Source organism: Bowdeniella massiliensis (assembly GCF_023634005.1).
Taxonomy (GTDB): domain Bacteria; phylum Actinomycetota; class Actinomycetes; order Actinomycetales; family Actinomycetaceae; genus Bowdeniella; species Bowdeniella massiliensis.
Window position 1 is genome coordinate 1 of record NZ_JALIQR010000011.1, and the last position, 17,002, is coordinate 17,002.

The 17,002-nt window shown below is 65.8% G+C and carries 12 protein-coding genes, 1 tRNA gene and 1 pseudogene; 7 read left to right on the top strand and 7 right to left on the bottom strand.

All coding sequences use genetic code 11. The features are described 5' to 3' along the window. Nucleotides 1–123: 123 nt before the first annotated feature. Together MUN85_RS08530 and MUN85_RS08535 are read right to left on the bottom strand one after the other, a co-directional pair. Nucleotides 124–995: pseudogene (locus MUN85_RS08530) on the bottom strand (IS3 family transposase); the annotation flags it as partial. A gap of 13 nt (nucleotides 996–1,008) precedes the next feature. Continuing rightward, the gene (locus MUN85_RS08535; protein ID WP_250506323.1) at nucleotides 1,009–2,163 is read right to left on the bottom strand and encodes a hypothetical protein; all 1,155 of its coding nucleotides are present in this window, start codon (nucleotides 2,161–2,163) and stop codon (nucleotides 1,009–1,011) included. A gap of 242 nt (nucleotides 2,164–2,405) precedes the next feature. On the opposite strand from MUN85_RS08535, the gene MUN85_RS08540 reads away from it, so the two are divergent. The 4 genes from MUN85_RS08540 to MUN85_RS08555 all read left to right on the top strand — a co-directional run bounded on the left by MUN85_RS08540 (nucleotide 2,406) and on the right by MUN85_RS08555 (nucleotide 6,077). Beyond that, a complete protein-coding gene (locus tag MUN85_RS08540) occupies nucleotides 2,406–3,311 on the top strand; it encodes an ABC transporter ATP-binding protein (protein ID WP_250506324.1) in 906 nt (301 codons plus the stop codon). Nucleotides 3,312–3,356: 45 nt separating this feature from the next. After that, the gene (locus MUN85_RS08545; protein ID WP_250506325.1) at nucleotides 3,357–4,166 is read left to right on the top strand and encodes an ABC transporter permease; all 810 of its coding nucleotides are present in this window, start codon (nucleotides 3,357–3,359) and stop codon (nucleotides 4,164–4,166) included. A gap of 127 nt (nucleotides 4,167–4,293) precedes the next feature. Further along, the gene (locus tag MUN85_RS12935) at nucleotides 4,294–5,460 is read left to right on the top strand and encodes a sensor histidine kinase (RefSeq protein WP_250506326.1); all 1,167 of its coding nucleotides are present in this window, start codon (nucleotides 4,294–4,296) and stop codon (nucleotides 5,458–5,460) included. After that, nucleotides 5,457–6,077: a response regulator transcription factor gene (locus MUN85_RS08555; RefSeq protein WP_250506327.1), complete on the top strand. Its 621-nt coding sequence runs from the start codon at nucleotides 5,457–5,459 to the stop codon at nucleotides 6,075–6,077. Before MUN85_RS12935 ends, MUN85_RS08555 begins: the two co-directional genes overlap by 4 nt. 72 nt (nucleotides 6,078–6,149) lie before the next feature. Here the strand turns inward: MUN85_RS08555 and MUN85_RS08560 are convergent, their stop codons facing one another. The 5 genes from MUN85_RS08560 to MUN85_RS08580 all read right to left on the bottom strand — a co-directional run bounded on the left by MUN85_RS08560 (nucleotide 6,150) and on the right by MUN85_RS08580 (nucleotide 12,415). Next, nucleotides 6,150–6,887 (bottom strand): DUF1287 domain-containing protein, encoded by a 738-nt coding sequence (locus tag MUN85_RS08560; RefSeq protein ID WP_250506328.1) that lies wholly within the window; start codon nucleotides 6,885–6,887, stop codon nucleotides 6,150–6,152. Nucleotides 6,888–6,897: 10 nt separating this feature from the next. Beyond that, nucleotides 6,898–7,479 (bottom strand): GNAT family N-acetyltransferase, encoded by a 582-nt coding sequence (locus tag MUN85_RS12940; RefSeq protein WP_250506329.1) that lies wholly within the window; start codon nucleotides 7,477–7,479, stop codon nucleotides 6,898–6,900. A 177-nt stretch (nucleotides 7,480–7,656) separates the two neighbouring features. Continuing rightward, nucleotides 7,657–7,733, bottom strand: a tRNA-Met gene (locus MUN85_RS08570). A gap of 70 nt (nucleotides 7,734–7,803) precedes the next feature. Continuing rightward, nucleotides 7,804–9,042, bottom strand: a complete 1,239-nt coding sequence (locus MUN85_RS08575) for a TIGR04053 family radical SAM/SPASM domain-containing protein (RefSeq protein WP_250506330.1) — start codon at nucleotides 9,040–9,042, stop codon at nucleotides 7,804–7,806. An 82-nt stretch (nucleotides 9,043–9,124) separates the two neighbouring features. Beyond that, nucleotides 9,125–12,415: a UPF0182 family membrane protein gene (locus MUN85_RS08580; protein WP_250506331.1), complete on the bottom strand. Its 3,291-nt coding sequence runs from the start codon at nucleotides 12,413–12,415 to the stop codon at nucleotides 9,125–9,127. A gap of 149 nt (nucleotides 12,416–12,564) precedes the next feature. On the opposite strand from MUN85_RS08580, the gene MUN85_RS08585 reads away from it, so the two are divergent. From MUN85_RS08585 to MUN85_RS08595, 3 genes are read left to right on the top strand one after another with little or no spacing between them, the layout of a single operon-like run. Next, nucleotides 12,565–13,239 (top strand): helix-turn-helix transcriptional regulator, encoded by a 675-nt coding sequence (locus tag MUN85_RS08585; protein ID WP_250506332.1) that lies wholly within the window; start codon nucleotides 12,565–12,567, stop codon nucleotides 13,237–13,239. Nucleotides 13,240–13,258: 19 nt separating this feature from the next. Then, a complete protein-coding gene (locus MUN85_RS08590; protein ID WP_250506333.1) occupies nucleotides 13,259–14,359 on the top strand; it encodes a DUF8744 domain-containing protein in 1,101 nt (366 codons plus the stop codon). After that, nucleotides 14,356–17,001, top strand: a complete 2,646-nt coding sequence (locus MUN85_RS08595) for a multicopper oxidase domain-containing protein (protein ID WP_250506334.1) — start codon at nucleotides 14,356–14,358, stop codon at nucleotides 16,999–17,001. The genes MUN85_RS08590 and MUN85_RS08595 overlap by 4 nt, the downstream gene beginning before the upstream one ends. The last annotated feature ends 1 nt before the right edge of the window (nucleotide 17,002 follow it).

A 17,002-nucleotide genomic window follows, 5' to 3' on the forward strand; every position in this document is an offset into this window, starting at 1 on the left:
GCTGGTCGATCAGAATGTGAGTCAGAACCTTTCGGAAGCACTCACGGCACCTGACCGGCTGTTCTGGGTCGATCGCTGTGTGGGTCAAACCATTCAAGAAGACCAGGCACCTCTATTCTTACTGTCGGAATGCACGATGACGCCTGTCGGGTAGCCGCGCTGCATCAGCGCGTTCTCGAGCGCCCTCACTGCAAGTGACGCTTTCATGCGCTTATCGATGGCGTACCCCACGATCCGGTTCGAACACACATCTTTGAACGCACACACGTACAGGCGACCTTCACCCGTCCAATGCTCCGTGATGTCCACCAACCATTTCTGATCGAGCCGTTCAGCAGTGAACTCGCGCTTGAGGAGATCATCACCCACGGGTGCCCCAGCGCGTCGGTATCGGCGCTTGCGCTTGGCAATCACCGACTGGAGGCCAGCGATCTTGCACAGCCGCCACACCCGCCGCTCCGAGACCTGGTAGCCAAGATCATGCAAATCGTCAGCAAGAACCCGATATCCGCCCTCGGGATCTTCCTCGTGTAGGTCACGCAGCAACCCGATCAAATGCCGCTCTTCCACTTCACGAGCCGACATGGGCTGTTTCAACCATTGGTAGTACGCCTGCTCACTGAAGCCGAGCACCCTGCACGCCACTGCGACAGGCACCCGAACCCGGGCGCCTGTCGCAGCCATCTCACGGACGAGAGGGTAAATCATTTTGGGGGCGTGATGTGCACCTGTGAGAGATACGCTGCCGCACGCCTGAGGACCTCGTTTTCCATCTCGAGCTCACGAATTCGTTTGAGCGCTTGGCGCATCTCCCGCTGCTCGTCAGGGTCTTTTGACGGGGTCATCCCATACGACGTGAACCTCGCATCTTGAATCCACGAGGCGAGAGCTGACTTCGAGATACCGAGATCTTTACACACGGTTTTCTGCGTGAGGCCGGACTCCACGAGCGCGACAGCATCTCGCTTGAACTCTTCACTGTACTTCGATGGCATGCTCATCATCCTTTCAGTATCGATCTTCAGATCGAGACAGTCTTGGACTCAAGCAAACCGACAGCAGACCCTGGGCTCCATGACTTCCATTGCCACCAGGGTTGCTCGGGCTCGGGTTCCCACCGCCATTAGCGGATGGGCCGTCACTGTCATCGCCCGAGGGGTCGTTGTCATCGTGCGGGTCCTGGTTGCCGTAGGGGCCGGGGCCATCGAACGGGTCCTGACCGTCGAAGGGGTCTTCGTCGTTGAAGGGGGATTGTTCCGGGTTGGTGGCCTCCCGCCCGGTGTCGTTTCCGGTGAGGTGGGTGAGGTCGTCTGGCTCGGGTGGGTAGTGCCCGGTCATGGTGGTGAACAAGGCATCCAGCAAGCGGGTTTTACGGTCGGCGGCTTTGCGGGTTTTGCTGTGGCGTTGGGCTCTGGCGATGGCTTCGGCCTTCTTCTCCAACGCTGGCATCAAGATGCGCAAATATTCGGCGGGGATGTGGGCGAACAGGTTCGCGCCGAACTCACCGTCCTGAATGAGCGTGATCGCGAGCCCACGATCATCAAAGGACTGCTTCCTACGTTTCGCGGTCGCGGCGTTATTGGCCTTACGTAAGGCTTCGTCGAGCATCTCTAAGGTGGTGCGGCATTTCTTACGGAACTCACCCGGCACCGGAGTCTCCGCCTCCTTCAACAATGCTGCTTCGACGTGGGGGAACTCGGCCTGGCTGTAGTGGGGCCGCATCTTCTCCAACGTCTTAACCGCCGTATACAGGTTCTCTTGCGAGATACGGGAAGCTGCGGCGGCTTTCAATACGTTCGGAAACTCAGCCTGGCTACGTGCGGTACGGATCTCGCTGGTGGCAGCATTCTTCGGGATGCGGCGTTCTTCAGCGATCACGTCCGCCATAGATAAACCATCGATCTCGGCAGCACCCGCCTGATCAGCGGCAGCAATAATCTGCGTCCGCAGTGTGGCCACGGCGTTGTAGGCGCGTTCGATGTTGCGGGCCGCAATCAACTTATGCAGCGCCTCAGGCAGATCAACACCATTTTCCACCGCTGCCGCGAGAATCCCGATCCCGAGATTCAGCAGGTCTTCCGAAACGACAGGCGCGCTACCGGCAGCGGGATGGGTGGTGGGCACATCAAGACCAGCCGCTTCGAACAGTGACTTCAGTTCCATAATGCGCCTCCCTCCAACCAATCAGCGAGTGGATGATCTGTGCCTGCTGCGAGTGCTGCAAGCGACTGACCACGATCAAACCAACACGTCAACACCCGAAAATCGAAGACCCACCAGAACAGGAATGCGAGAGGCATCGGGAGGCAGGCTGTGGAAGACGACGGCCACCCCTGACATACGTCATGGAGAGGTTCGGACGACCGTCATGGGGGTTGAAAGGATCACGGGGCCAGCATGGAGATATGGCAGAAACAGCGCTCACCCTTCGCGGGGTACACAAATCCTTTGGAACGACACATGCCGTGCGCGGCATCGACGTCGAGATTGGCCGCGGCGAGATCGTCGCGCTGCTCGGGCCCAACGGCTCGGGCAAGACGACGTCGCTCGACATGGCGCTTGGCCTCACGCGGCCCGATGAGGGCACGGCTGCGCTCTTTGGGGCGCCACCGGCCGAGGCGATCAACCGCAACCTCGTCGGCGTCATGCTGCAGTCGGGTTCGCTGCTGCGCGACGACCGCGTCGGGCGCATCCTCACGATGCTGGCTCGCATCGCCGGCGTCGCCGATACGGTTCCCGCGCTCGCCAAGCGCACTCGCATCGAGGACCTGCTGGGACGTTACGTCCGGCAGCTTTCGGGCGGCGAATTGCAGCGAGTCCGACTGGCGATCGCGCTCGTCGGGGATCCCGAACTTCTCATCCTGGATGAGCCCACGGCCGGATTGGACCCGGGGGCGCGGCGCGAGTTCTGGGAGCTGATGCGCACTGAGGCCGATACCGGGCGCACCATCGTGTTTGCGACCCACCACCTGAACGAGGCGGAGCTGTTTGCGCCGCGCACGATCGTCATGCACGAGGGGCGCGTCGTCGCGGATGGGCAGACCTCGGAAGTGCGGGCGCTGGCGGCGTCCCAGCACCTGACGGCAGCGCTTGATGCGGAGGACTGGCCGGGGCTGCGGGACGAGCTCGCGGCGGTACTCGGGCAATCGGATGCGATCGACTATGCGCGCGGGCAGCTCACCATCACGGGGCCGGACCTGCGCAAGGCGGCGATCGTCGTCCTATCCCACGAGGCGGCGCGGGCCATCGAGCTGAAGAATTCAACGCTCGATGACTCCTTCGCGCTGTTGACCACGGCTAAGAGCGCCTAGGCGCACCGCAACTACGACAGGAAAGCTGGTTACGACATGAATGCTGTGAGTGAGACGACTACAACGGGAACTGCTGGGCATGCCTCCGTGCTGGCATCGCGTCGGTCGCGAGCCGGGGCTGGGGTGCTCTCGGCCGCGCAGTTCAACCTGCGCTCGGCGCTTTTTAATCCATTCATGCTGGCGTTCTCGCTGGCGCTGCCGGTGGTGATGTACCTCATGTTCGGCGTCGGGCAGGACTACTCGAACGTGGCGCTGGGACACGGGACCTTCAGCGGGCTCATCATGGTGCAGATGGCGTTTTTTGGCGCGATCAATGCGCTGGCGGCGCTCGGGGTAACCGTCGCGATGGAACGGCAGCAGGGCTGGCTGCGGCAGATCGCTCTCACGCCGCTAGGGGCCGGGCGTTACGCGATCTCGAAGGTGCTGGCGGGGATTGCGCTGGCGCTGGCGATCATCGCGGTAACGTATGCCGTCGGCTGGGCGACGGGCGCGCGGCTCGAGTGGTGGGTATGGCTCGCCACGGCGGCGGCATCGCTGGGAGTCTCCCTCGTCGCCTCGTGCATCGGACTTGCGGCGGCGTTCTGGCTACGTTCGGACGCGGCGTATGCGGCGACGTCGGGCATCATCACGCTGTCGGCGTTCATCTCCGGGATCTTCCTGCCGCTTGAGCAGATGGCGCCGATCATGCAGCAGCTTGCGCCGTTCACGCCGCTGTACGGTCTGGCGCGGTTGCCGCTGTCCTTCGTTAACGGAGAGGCGATCACTGCTGGCGTCGCCATCAATGCGGCAATCTACTCTGCGGTATTTGTGGCGCTGGCAGTATGGGGCGCGTCGCGACGCACCGAACGGTCCTAGCGGGCGCGCGGGCGCGGGCGGGCGGGCGCAGGCGCGTGGGGCATAGGCTGAGGAGCACACCGGTGCACGAGGACATGGAGCGGGCAGGACGATGGTAAGCGGAGCATGGCGCTGGATAGTTGAGCGCGTGGGCACGGTACGCCTCGCCGCGCTGGGATGGGCGGCCCCCTACCTCATCTTCGTGCTCTATCCGATCATCGCCCTCGTTCGAGGGTGGGATGGCAGCTGGCGCTCCTATGCGGTCGCGGCGCTGCTCGCCGGGTTCGTCCTCACGTACTGCGTCGTGTGGCTCCTGGCAGATCAGGTCCCGATCTCGCCGAAGGTGCCGGTGGTGGTGCTCGTCGTCGCGGGAGTGTTGGCACTCATCCAGGTGGGGCTGTGGGCGTTGACCGATTCGACGATGATCTTCATGCTCGCCTACCTCATTCCGTTCATCCTGCTCCTGCCCGGGTGGCTCATCGTGCCTTTCATTGGGGCCGTGGGGCTGATCGCGGTCGCGGAGAGCATCACGGCGCCGATCCCGATCGTGTGGAACGGCTACGCGATCATCGCGGTGAACGTCTTCGTGATGCTTTTCGTTCGGATTTCTATCGTCCGCGACCGCGAGGGATGGGTCTCGCGCGAGCGTTCACACGCGCTCGCGCGAGAGCGGCAGCGGCTGCAACTGGCAAGCGACCTGCACGACGTGCTGGGGCAGCAACTCACCGCGATCTCCGTCAAGGCCGAGCTTATGACACGGCTGCTCGGCTCCGGGCAGGTGGGTGACGAGCGGGTCGCGGCGGCCCGCAGCGAGGCGGCCGATGTGGCGGGCCTTGCGCGCCAGGCGCTCACCGATGTGCGTGCCGTCGTCGCGACGACCCGGCAGGCGCGGCTCGATGAGGAGCTCGACCAGGCGCGTGCGCTGCTCACCGCCGCCGGAATCACGCTGGATGTGACCAGCAATGTGGAGCTGGACGATATTGATCCCGCCTCCGTTGTTGGGCGGTTTGCGCCCTACGTGATTCGGGAGGGCTGCGCAAACGTCGTGCATCACGCCCGGGGCGCACGTACCGTGTGGGTGCACATTAGCGAATCCGGTGTCACGGTGAGTGACGACGGGCTGGGTGCAGGGGCTGGGACGGGCGGTGCCGGCAGCGGGCTTACGGGGCTCGCGGAGCGCGTCGGGGAATTTGGGCGCGTCACCTATGGCCCGCGCGATGATGGCTGCGGCTGGCGCGTCGAACTGCGTGGCGCGGCCGCGGGCCAGGAGCACGCTGAGCAAGCTGAGCACGCTGAGAGGGAGGTAGACGCATGATTTCGATCATCGTCGTCGACGATCAGGCCATGCTGCGGGGCGCGCTCGCGACGCTACTGAATCTGGAAGACGATATCTCCGTCGTCGGGCAGGCAGCATCGGGGGCAGAAGCACTCGACCTGCTCGCGCACTTGGCGCGCGGTGGGACGTCCGTGGACGTGGCGTTGCTCGATGTGGAAATGCCCGAGCTCGATGGGATTGGCACCGCGCGGCGCATTTCAGCGGAGTTTCCGGACACGGCTTCGCTCATTGTGACGACGTTTGGGCGGCCGGGCTACGTGCAGCGGGCGCTCAGCGCCGGGGCGCTCGGCTTCATCGTCAAGGACACGCCCGTGGAGCGGCTTGCTGCGGCGATTCGGCAGGTGGCGGCAGGTGAGCGAGTGATCGATCCGCAACTCGCGGTCGATTCGATGACGCGCGGCACCTCGCCGCTGACCGAGCGCGAAACCGACGTACTGCGGGCTGCGCTCGATGGCGCGACGATCGAGGATATTGCTGCGGCGCTGCACCTGTCGACGGGCACGGTTCGCAATCACGTCTCCTCGGCTATGACCAAGACAAAGGCTCGCACGCGTTCCGAGGCCGCGCACATTGCTCGGGAGTCCGGCTGGCTTTGAGCCTTGCGCGCGGGCGCGGGTACGTGTGCGTGTAGGCGGGCGCGGGCGCGCGCGAGGAGTGCTGGCCCGCGGCTAGTGGAGCCAGAGCCGCAGGACGGCAGCTGGCGCGCGGGATGCGTCGAACCGGAAGTGGCCGACAATCTGCCAGGCGCGCAGGTCGTCGTCGTAGAGCTCGCGCTGGCCCCCGTTATGAGCCATCCAAGGCAAGCCCTGTGCATCACGATCCGGGCCGAGGATTCCCGTGTGGGTGAGGCGATCGCCGCCGGGCCCGAGCGTGACAATGTCGCCCGCTTGCCAGTCGGCCGGGTCAAACTCGGCGCCCTCGATCGCCGTCGGGAGGGACAGCGCGTACTTGGTGAGAAAGACATGCAGGTTGGGCACGCGGCGAAAATCGATGAGGGGATCCGGCGCGCTCGCAACGCGCGGGTAGTCGGCGGGGTGGGCGGCGATATCGGCGTTGATCATCGCGGGTAGGTCATAGCCTGCGTCGCGAAAGGCACGCCAGATGAGGTCGGTGCACACACCCGTGGCGGGGTCCGGTCTGCCGCCGTTGCTCGTGAGGTAGGCGCCGTCGTAGCGGGGATGGCGTTCGGCCTCCGCCTGCGCGCCCAGCCAGAAGTCCCAGTAGTCCTCGATGCCGTCGTGATCAGCGTCGGCCGCCGAGGTGGTGCGCTCGATACCGAAATCGGCGTCGGAAAATCGCGTGGTGGCGGGGCTGAGGCGCGGGAGGATGAAGACGAGGCTTACGGCGATAATTGTTGCGGTGAGGGTAGCGGCGATGACTGCGTAGCCGATGCGCCTGCCCCTCATGACGATGAGCTTAGTGCCCGATCGTCGCGAGGGGAACCTTCCCGCTGTGCGCGGGTCCGATCATTTCGAGTTCCATAATGCGCTCGAAGAAGGGGCGACGATTGCCGGTGAAGCGGAAGCCGTGGCGGAAGTACAGCCGCTGCGCGCCGAGGTTGATGGTCAGGACGTGCAGGCGTGGGGTGTGGCAGTGGGCGCTGGCGTAGGCCAGGAGCTTGGAGCCGATGCCGAGGTTTTGGGCGTCGGGGTGCACGTAGAGTTTGGAGATTTCCTCGCCGACGAGCGCGACAATTCCCGCGGGCATGGAATCCACGTCGGCGACCCAGATTCGTCCGCCCTTGGCGAGCAGGTCGGTGAGGATCGATGCTGCTGCATCGCCGGTGAAGGCGGCGACGCGTTCGGGCGGGAAGAATCCGTGCGAGGAGCGCCAGGACGCGGCGTAGCACTGCACGACGTCGGCAAAAGAAAATGGGCAGCGCGTGATGTCGCGGATGCTGACCTCGGCTCGGCTCACCTCGCCACCTCCCGCCGCCGGCGCGCTAATTGTGCACGTGTTGGACGAATCTACGTCGCGCGTGGCGGCGAGCTCGATCACGTCCAGGTGGTGGAATTCTCGTGATCGAGTGTTGTCAGGACGTTTTCTCGAACGCCGAGTCCTTGCGAGCAGACGATTCAGGAGAATTCACGTCGCTGTCCTGTATCCGCGGCGCGCAGACTACGCGCCGGGGTAAGCGAAAGGCCCGGAACCGAGTGGCTCCGGGCCTTAGCGACGTGGTAGCGGGGGCAGGATTTGAACCTACGACCTCCGGGTTATGAGCCCGGCGAGCTACCGAACTGCTCCACCCCGCGTCGTGGTTTCCACCTTATGACGCGACCGTGAACTTTTCAAACCCTGGGTCGGTGTTCCCGCTCACAGGTCCTAGCGGGCTGCGTCGGGCTGATAGCTGCACGTGGGGTCCTCGGCGAGATAGTCGCCGGTCAGGGCGTAGGCCGTCGAGCGCGAGCCGCCACACACGTGGTTGAACTCGCAGATCCCGCAGGCGCCCCCAAACATTGCGGGGGTGCGCAGTTCTTGCATGACCGTGGTGTCGCGGTAAAGCTCGGCGAAGGGGCGGTCTTTGACGTTGCCGACGACGATGGGCAGGAAGCCGGAGGGATAGACGTCTCCTAGGTGGGAGACGAAGGCGAAGCCGGAGCCGGAGTTAATGGCAAGGGGCGGGCGCGGTACGCGCGGTTTCGGCGCGCGCTCCCCCAGCAGTTTCGTGGTTTCGCGGCTCAGCCAGTGGTAAAGCTCGCCGCGCTCGGCGGGCTGGGCGAGCTCGGCGTGCGGGGTACCGGCCGCTTCGGCGGCTTCGCGTTGCAGGGCGACGCGGCGGTATTGCGGGGCTTCGGTCGTCTTAATGGCGATGCGGTCGGAGACGTCGTGCAGCCAGTGCATGACGTCTTCTCGTTCGTCGGGGCTGAGGGCATCGAGCTGGGCGCCGCGGCCCGTGGGGACCAGGAGGAAGAGGTACCACATGACGGCCCCCATCTCGATGGCGTTTTTCAGCATCTGGGGTGCTTCCAGGATGGTCTTCTTGGTGAACGTCGTGTTGATCTGGAGGCGGAATCCGACGTCGGTGATCATGCGGGCGGCCTCGAGCGTCTTGTCGAAGGTGCCGGCAAAGCCGCGGAATGCGTCGTGGGTTTCGGCGGTTGCCCCGTCAAGGGAGACGCTCATGGCGCGCGCACCGGCGGCTTTGAGCCGTTCGAGGCGCTCGCGGGTGAACAGGGGCGTGACCGACGGCGAGATGGAAACGGCGAGCCCGAGCGAGCAGCCGTATTCTGTGAGTTCGACGAGGTCCTCGCGCTCGAAACAGTCGCCGCCGGTAAAGACGACGAGCGGGCGCGGCTTGTCGTAGGCCGCGAGCTGGCGCAGGAGGTCCTTGCCCTGTTCCGTTGTGAGCTGACCGGGTGCGGCGGTCTTTTGGGCTTCGGCCCGGCAGTGCTGGCAGACGAGCTGGCAGGCGCGGGTGACCTCCCAGATGACGATGAAGGGCTTGTCATTCAGGTCGTGGTGGACCTGGCGCACGGTGGGGTGACGACGGCCATGTCGTCGCGGGGCATCATCGCCGTGGGGGTCCGGAATCTCGGCGTGGGGGTGAGCTAGCTGTGTCACCCTTTCATCGTAGGATGCGCGATGCGGCCCCGAATGCGACAAAAGGCCCGACACCACCTGGTGCCGGGCCTTTTATCGACCGTTACTCCCCGCCGGTCTCCTCGGGCGTCGGGGTATCCGTCGCCTCCGGGGCCGGCGCTGCGCCGGTGTCTTCTTGCTCCGCGGCGACCGCGTCCTCGAGCGCCTTTTGCAGCTTGTTCTGGGCGGCGCCGTAGGCCTCCCAGTCGCCGGCCTGCATGGCCGTCGTCGATTCCTGCATGGCTTCGCGGGCGCGGTTCAGGGCCTCGGCGAGTTTCTCGCGAGCGCCCTTCGTCGCGCCGTCATCGCCCGGGGCTTCCCGGTCGCCCGGGTCGACTCCCGCGTCGCCGGCCTTGGCTCCCGAGTCGCCGCCGAAGACCTGGTCGAGGGCTTCATCGAGCGTCGCGGCGTAGCCGATCTCGTCGCCAAAGGCGACGGTGATGCGGTGCAGCAGCGGGAACTTCGTGCCCTGCGCCGATTGGACGTAGATCGGCTGGACGTAGAGCAGGCCATCGCCGACGGGCAGCGTGAGCAGGTTACCGCGGATCACCTGGGAGGCATTTTGTGCCAGCAGGTTGAGTTCCTGGGAGATGCGCGGCGCGGCGTTGAACATGTTTTGCACCTGGCCGGGGCCGGGCACCGTCAGGTCACGCGGCAGCTCGAGCAGCCGGAGCTTGCCGTAGCCTTCGCGCACCTCGCCCGCCGTTGAGCCGGGTTCGGCGTCGACGGCGAGGAAGCCGGTGAGCACCTCGCGGTCGGTTTGACCGCCCGGGGTGAAGGAGGAGGTCAGCGAGAACGTCGCCTCGTCCTGTCCCGGCATCTTCAAGGTGAGGTAGTACGGCGGCTGCGAGATGCGAGCGTTGGACTGCGTCGGGTCATCCGGCGACTTCCAGAAGTCACCGCCGGAGTAGAACGAACGCGCGTCCGTCACGTGATACTTCGTCAGCAGTTCGCGTTGGACCTTGAACAGGTCCTCCGGGTAGCGCAGGTGGCTCATGAGGTCGCCGCTGATCTCGCTCTTCGGCTTGACGGTGTCGGGATAGACGGCCATCCAGGCCTTGAGCACGGGGTCGTCTTCATCCCACGCGTACAGGGTGACGGATCCGTCGTAGGCGTTGACGACGGCCTTGACGGAGTTGCGGATGTAGTTGATCTGCGAGCTCGTCGCAATGATCTGCTGGCCCTGGGTCAGCGAGTCCTCCACGGCCTGCTCGAGCTGGGCGCGCGCCGAGTAGGGGAAGTTATTGGAGGTCGTGTAGCCGTCGACGATCCAGACCAGTTCCTTCGGCGTTTCCGGGTTGTCGTCGCGATCCACGACGGCCGGATAGGAGCGGCCATCCAGCGTCAGGTAGGGCGCGACCTTGGCGACGCGTTCGCGCGGTGCCCGGTCGTAGAGAATCTGCGATTCGCTCGTGACGCGCTCGGAGAACAGGATGTCCCACGAGCCGAACTTGATGGCGAACAGCAGCTTGTTCCACAGGTTGCCGATCGAGGGGCCGCCGTCGCCCTGGTAGGTCGTGTTGACCTGGCCGTTGGGGGCGTTGTCGTCGGGGTAGTCGAGCTCCCAGGGCTCGGTGCCTTCGGGGGCTCCGACGATGGAGTACAGCGGGGAGGATTCCCCGAAGTAGACGCGCGGCTCGTAATCGCCGAGCACACCCGTGGAGGGGATGCCCTGCTGCATGAAGGAGGGGCGACCATCGGAGGCCGTCGTGTTGCCCTTGGCTGCGACGACGCCGAAGCCGTGGGTGTAGACGGTGTGGTCGTTCACCCAGGTGCGCTGGGAGGCGTCGAGGCCATCTTGCTGCAGTTCGCGCACGCCGATGACGGTGTCGTGCTTGACGCCGTCGATCTCGTAGCGGTCGACGCTGAGCTGCGGCGGGAAGTTGTAGTACTGCCGGTTTTGCTGCAGCTGCCTAAACGTCGGCGAGACGACGTTCGGATCGAGCAACCGGATCGAGGCGGTCGACTCGGAGTCTTCCCGCAGCTGGCCGGCCTCAGCCGTCGTCTTGGCGGCGTAGGTCTGGGTATCGACGTCCTGCAAGCCGTAGGCGTTCAGAGTCGCGTCGATGTTGTTTTGGATATAGGTCGATTCGATTTCCTGCGCGTTCGGGGTCACGCGGAACTTCTCGACGAGGTAGGGATAGCCCATCCCGAGGACGAGCGCGGAGACCACCATGAGCGCAACGCCCACGGCCGGCAGCTTCCACGAGCCACGGTAGGCGGTGATGACGAACAGCACGACGACGACGAGCGCGATCGCGGCCAGGATCGCCTTGGCGGGCAGGACCGCGTGCACGTCGGTGTAGCCCGCCCCGAGGAAGCGCGGGTTTTGCTTCAGCAGCAGCGAGTAGCGATCGAGCCAGTAGTTCACGCCGATCAGGAGCACGACGAAGGCGCCGGCGAGGGAGGCGTGGATGCGGGCCGACTTGTCCATATGGACCTTCGGTTGGGTCTTCACGCCGCCGTAGATGTAGCTGACGACGAGGCCTGCGATCGTCGAGAAGATCGCGAGCATCAGCAGGAAGGAAACGATCGAGCGGATGAAGGGCAGGGAGAAGACAAAGAAGGAGTTGTCCATCCCGAAGATCGGGTCCTCGGAGTTAAACGGCGCGCGGTTCCACCACAGCAGGAACGTCTGCCACTGCGCGGCGAGCGAGGAGCCCGTGAACAGGCCCATGATGAGGGGCACGACGACGAACAGGAACTTGCGCATCGGGTCGATCGCTTGGCGGTAGCGTTCCATCGACTGCGCCGCGGCGCCGGAATCGGCCTTGGGGCGCGAACGATAAGCCCACTGCATCGTGAAGAACAGCACGAGCGCTGTCAGGACGAAGCCGATGAGGAACATGACGGCGCGGGCGATCCACGTCGTCCAGAAGACGGAGGAGAATCCGATCTGGTTGAACCACAGGATGTCGGTATAAAAACCTGCCGCGGCCCACAGGGTGAAGCCGATGGCGCCAAGGATCAGCAGCGTGATGAGCAGCGGGCTGGGTTTGCCGCCGCTGAAGAGCGATTTGCCTGGGCCCGAGGGACGGCCGGGGCGGCCAAAGGGCGAGCCTGCGGGGCCGCGTCCACCGCCGCCACCGCTGCCTCCACCGGGGCCGGCGGGGCCGGAAGGGCCGCCCGGGCGGCGTGGATCGGTGGGGCCGCCCATGCCGAACATGCCGAAGGGGCCTACGGGCCGGTCTGGTCCCTTGGAATCACCGTCGGGGGCGCCAAAGACCGCGCCGAAAAGTCCGCCGGGACCGAAGAACGGGTCACCGCCTTGCGCTTTGCCGCCCTCACCGCCGGCTTTCTCGTCGTCGGGGCGGCCGTCCTCGTCTTCCGGTCGCTTCGAATCGTCCGAGTTCACAATCACTCCATCTATGGGGTTTCGTCTCCATCAAGCCTATAGGTCGCGCTGGGCGGCGGTCACCTTCGTTCCTCCCGCAGCGGACGCGACCGTGATAAAATCTCCGGTTGTCTCCGGATTATTTTCGTCGCAGGAACAGGGGTCGAGACATGGCCATTTCGCAGCACGGACCGCGCCCTACCGCTCAGACGCTTGCGGCGATCGGTTCGCTGACCAAGCAGCAGCGGCGGCTTTTTGACGAGATCCTTGCTCACCCCTATCCGCTGTCGATCGCCGAGATGGCGCAGGCACTCGTCGCCCACCCCAATACCGTGCGCGAGCACCTGGCACGGCTCGAGGAGCTAGGGCTCGTCGATTTTGAGACGGAGGCCGTCGGCGGGCGGGGGCGGCCGAAGAAGGTCTACCGCGCGCGCTCCTCCTCCATCGAGGGGCCCGCGCAGCACCTGGTAGGGCTGATCGTTGCGGCGCTGCGCACTCTGGATCCGGCCGAGGCGGATGCCATCGCCTACGACTGGGGCATGCGCTGGGGCCAGGACATCATGCAGGCCGAGGGTGCGGACCTGTCCGAGGGCTCGTTGGCGGCGATCGGGCAGCTCATGGTGGAGATGGGGTTTGCGCCGGAAGTGGCCGAGCCGGGGCGCTCCCTTGAGCTGCGGCAGTGTCCGCTGCTGTCGGCCGGCACCGACGTGCCGCCCGGGCTGTGTTCGATCCACCGCGGCATGATCGACACCATTGTTGCGGCCTCGGGCGAGAATGCCGCGGCGCGACTCGTGCCCTTTGCCACACCGCGTTCCTGCCTCGTGGAGGTGTCCGAACGGGAGTGAGTTTAGTACGGTTAATTCCGTGACTAATACTCGGCAGCTCCCGACGGCGTGGCGTTGGCCCATTCTGCTTATCGGTGGCGCCTGCCTGCTCGTGGGGCTCAACTGGGCGCTCAACCTGGTGGCGGCATGGGCGCCCGTCGTCTCCGATGCGCCGGCCGCGCGGCACGGCCAGATCATGGTCATGGGGTTCATCGGAACTCTCATCTGCTTGGAGCGCGTCGTCGCGCTTCGCTCGCGCGCCCTCATCATCGCGCCGCTCGCACTCGCGGCGGGCGGCCTGGCGCTGCTAGCGAGCAATCCGCTGGTCGGCCAGCTGCTGCAGATCGTTGGCATGGCGGGGCTCGTCGTCGTGTATCTGCGCCTTGTCCGCCGCGGACTGTCGATCGCGCTCGCGATCCAGCTCCTTGGCGCGGTAGGCGGGCTGGCGGCCGTCGTGCTGTGGGCGGTTGGGGCCCAGACCTGGGCCGTCGCGCCGTGGCTCGCCGCGTTCCTCGTCCTCACGATCGTTGGCGAGCGGGTGGAACTCGCGCGCATTTCGCTATCGCAGGGCGCCGAACGCGGCGCCTACGTGCTGTCAGCGGCGCTCCTTGTCGCGGCGATGGGGACGCTCGCGGGCGTGCCCGCGGAGGTCGTGGCGCTCGTCTTGCTCGCCCTTGCGGGCTGGCTCGCGATCTTCGACGTCTCGCGTCGCACCATTACCGGCGCCGGCCTTCCGCGGTTTGCCGCGGCGAACATGCTTGCGGCAACCGCCTGGCTTGCGATCGGCTCAATGGCGTGGCTGCTCGGCGGTTCGCTTGCAGCCTCGCGCGTGTATGACACGGTCATACACTCGATCACGCTCGGCTTCACGATCTCGATGATCATCGCGCACGCACCCATTATTTTGCCCGCCGTGCTCAAACGGCCGCTGCCCTACCGCCCGCTCGCATGGGCCGCCACCATCACGCTCAACGTCGGGCTCGCGGTGCGGATCGTCGCCGATATTCGCGGAGCGGGCCAGGCCTGGCAGCTTGGCGGGATCATCACCGTCGTCGCCGTCCTGACGTTCGTAGCCACCTCCGTGGCGACATCACTGCGAGCCTCAACTGCTCGCCCCACCGTTGAAGGATCCACCCCATGAGTCCGATTTCTCGCGCCACCTGGCACCAGAGCGTGGGCGCCGTCGTCATCGTATGGATGCTCGTTGCCGCGGCCGTCGTCACGGCACACCGATTCATCCCCGAGGCGACGTGGCTCATGGTCCACACGTTCACACTCGGGGTGGCCACCAACGCGCTGTTTATTTGGACAAACCACTTCACGACCTCGATCTTGCGTTCGCGCCCGCCGCGCAGCCGCCGCGGCGAAGCCCTCGTGCTAGCCGCACTCAACGTCGGGATCATCGCCACGGGCGCCGGCATGGTGGCCGGCCACACGGCGCTGACGGGGATCGGCGCGGGCATCCTGTCACTTGCGGTCCTCGCTCACGCCGTGCGCCTGGGCCGCCAGCTCGCGAGCGCCTTGCCCGCCCGCTTCACCTTCGCGGTGCGAGCCTACGTCATGGCGGCAGCGCTCTTCGTGCCCGGGATTATTGCGGGTTTCGCGCTCTCGCTGCCCGATCTTTCGGCTAGCATGTCCGCGGCGCTGCGCGGCGCGCACCTGTCGTTTAACGTGCTCGGGTGGATCGGGTTGCCGATCATCGGCACGCTGCTGACGCTGTGGCCGACCATCCTTCGCACGCGGCTGCCCGAGAGCGCCGAACGCGCCGCGCGCCGATACCTGCCGTGGCTCGCGGTCACCGTCGTGGGCGCGGCTGGTGGAGCGCTCGCTCTCCCCCTCATCGCCGGGACCGCACTTCCCAGCGGGTTGTTGGTCGGGCTCGGGGTTCTAGCGTTTGTCGCGGTGGCGCTCGCGATCCTCGTGCCGCTTGCCAGGGATACCCGCCCCCCACTGGAAACGACCTTTCCTGCCTTGTCGGTAGCGGCCGGAGCGTTGTGGCTACTTGCGAGCCTCGTCGTTTTTGGCCTGTCCCTCATCGCGGGCGAGGCAATCGTCGTGCTCTCCAGCCTCGGTAGCTACGTGCTGCCGATCCTGGCCGGCGGCGTCGTGCAGATTGTCCTTGGCTCGCTCGGCTATTTGCTGCCCGTCGTCGCCGGCGGCGGCCCCACCGCGGTGCGGGTGCGCAATGTGCGGGCGAACGCCGGCGGTGCGTTGCGCGTCGCCCTGCTCAATCTCGCGCTCGCTATCTACGTGCTGGGCAGTGTCTCGCTCGTCATCGTCGCGGCGTCGGTGACTGCCCTGGCGGCGGCGCTCGCCACCGTCTATTGCCTCATCAGTGCTCTGCTGCCCGTCACGGCCGCCCAGGCTGAGGCGGCACCGCCGCCGGAGATTCGCCGCGATGGCACGCGGGCTCCGAAACCCGGGGCGCTGAAGCCGACGCTCGCCGCGCTCATGGCGACAAGCCTCATCGTCGTGACAGCGGCGGCGGCCGACCCGGCCGGTGCGGGGTTGCGTATTGCGCAGCAGGCAACCTCCCCCACCGCGGCGGCCGTCGCGACGACGGGCGAGAAGACGGAGGTGACGATCGATATCAAGACCATGCGTTTCGTGCCCGACCTCGTCGAGGTTCCCGCTGGCAATCGCCTCGTGATCAACCTGGAAAACTCCGATGACCAGGCGCACGACCTCGTCCTGGCGAGCGGCGCGGCAACCGAGCGCATCTCCCCCGGTGCGACCGCGACCCTGGACGCAGGCGTGATCACCGAGGACGTCGAGGGCTGGTGCTCGATCGCAGGTCACCGCCAGATGGGCATGGTCTTCCACATTAAGGTCGCCGGATCGGCTGATGCGGCGCCGAGCACCGAGCATGACCATTCGGCGCACGCGCCGGCGCCGAGCGCGGACTTCGACCTTGCCGGCCAGATGGATCCGGCCCGCTATCGCGACCCGGTTCTCGCGCCGCTGCCGCCCGCCTCCGGGCCCGTCACGCACAACCTCACCTTCGACGTCACCGAGGAGACCATCGAAGTCGCTCCCGGGCTAACACAGAACATCTGGCTGTTTAACGCTCAAATGCCAGGCCCGACGCTGCACGGGCGGGTGGGCGATACCTTCGTCATCACGCTGGTGAATAAGGGCATGATGGGCCATTCGATCGATTTCCACGCCGGGGCGCTCGCCCCCGATGAACCGATGCGCACGATCGAGCCCGGCGAGTCGCTCGTCTACACGTTTACCGCGACGCGCTCCGGAATCTGGATGTATCACTGCTCGACGGCACCGATGAGCCTGCATATCGCGAACGGCATGTATGGCGCCGTCGTCATCGAACCGCCGGACCTGCCCGCCGTCGACCACTCCTTCGTGCTCGTGCAGGGCGAGTCCTACTACGGGCCCGACGGGCAGATCGCCGACGCCGCCAAGATCGCAAGCGGCCAGCACGATACGACCCATTTCAATGGCTATCCCAACCAGTACGTGGCGCATCCGCTGCAGGTAACGGTCGGGCAGCGGGTACGGTTCTGGGTGCTCGACGCCGGAGTGGCGGTGCCGCTGTCCTTCCACATCGTCGGCGGCCAATTCGACACGGTCTTTAAGGAGGGCGCCTACCTCCTGCAGCCGGGTAACGAGCTCTCGGGCGGCTCCCAGGCGCTCGGACTCATGGCCGCCGAGGGCGGGTTCGTCGAGCTCGAGTTCCCCGAGGCCGGCACCTACACCTTCGTCAACCACATCATGGTGGAGGCCGAGCGCGGGGCTAAGGGGCAGGTCGTCGTGACGAAATGAG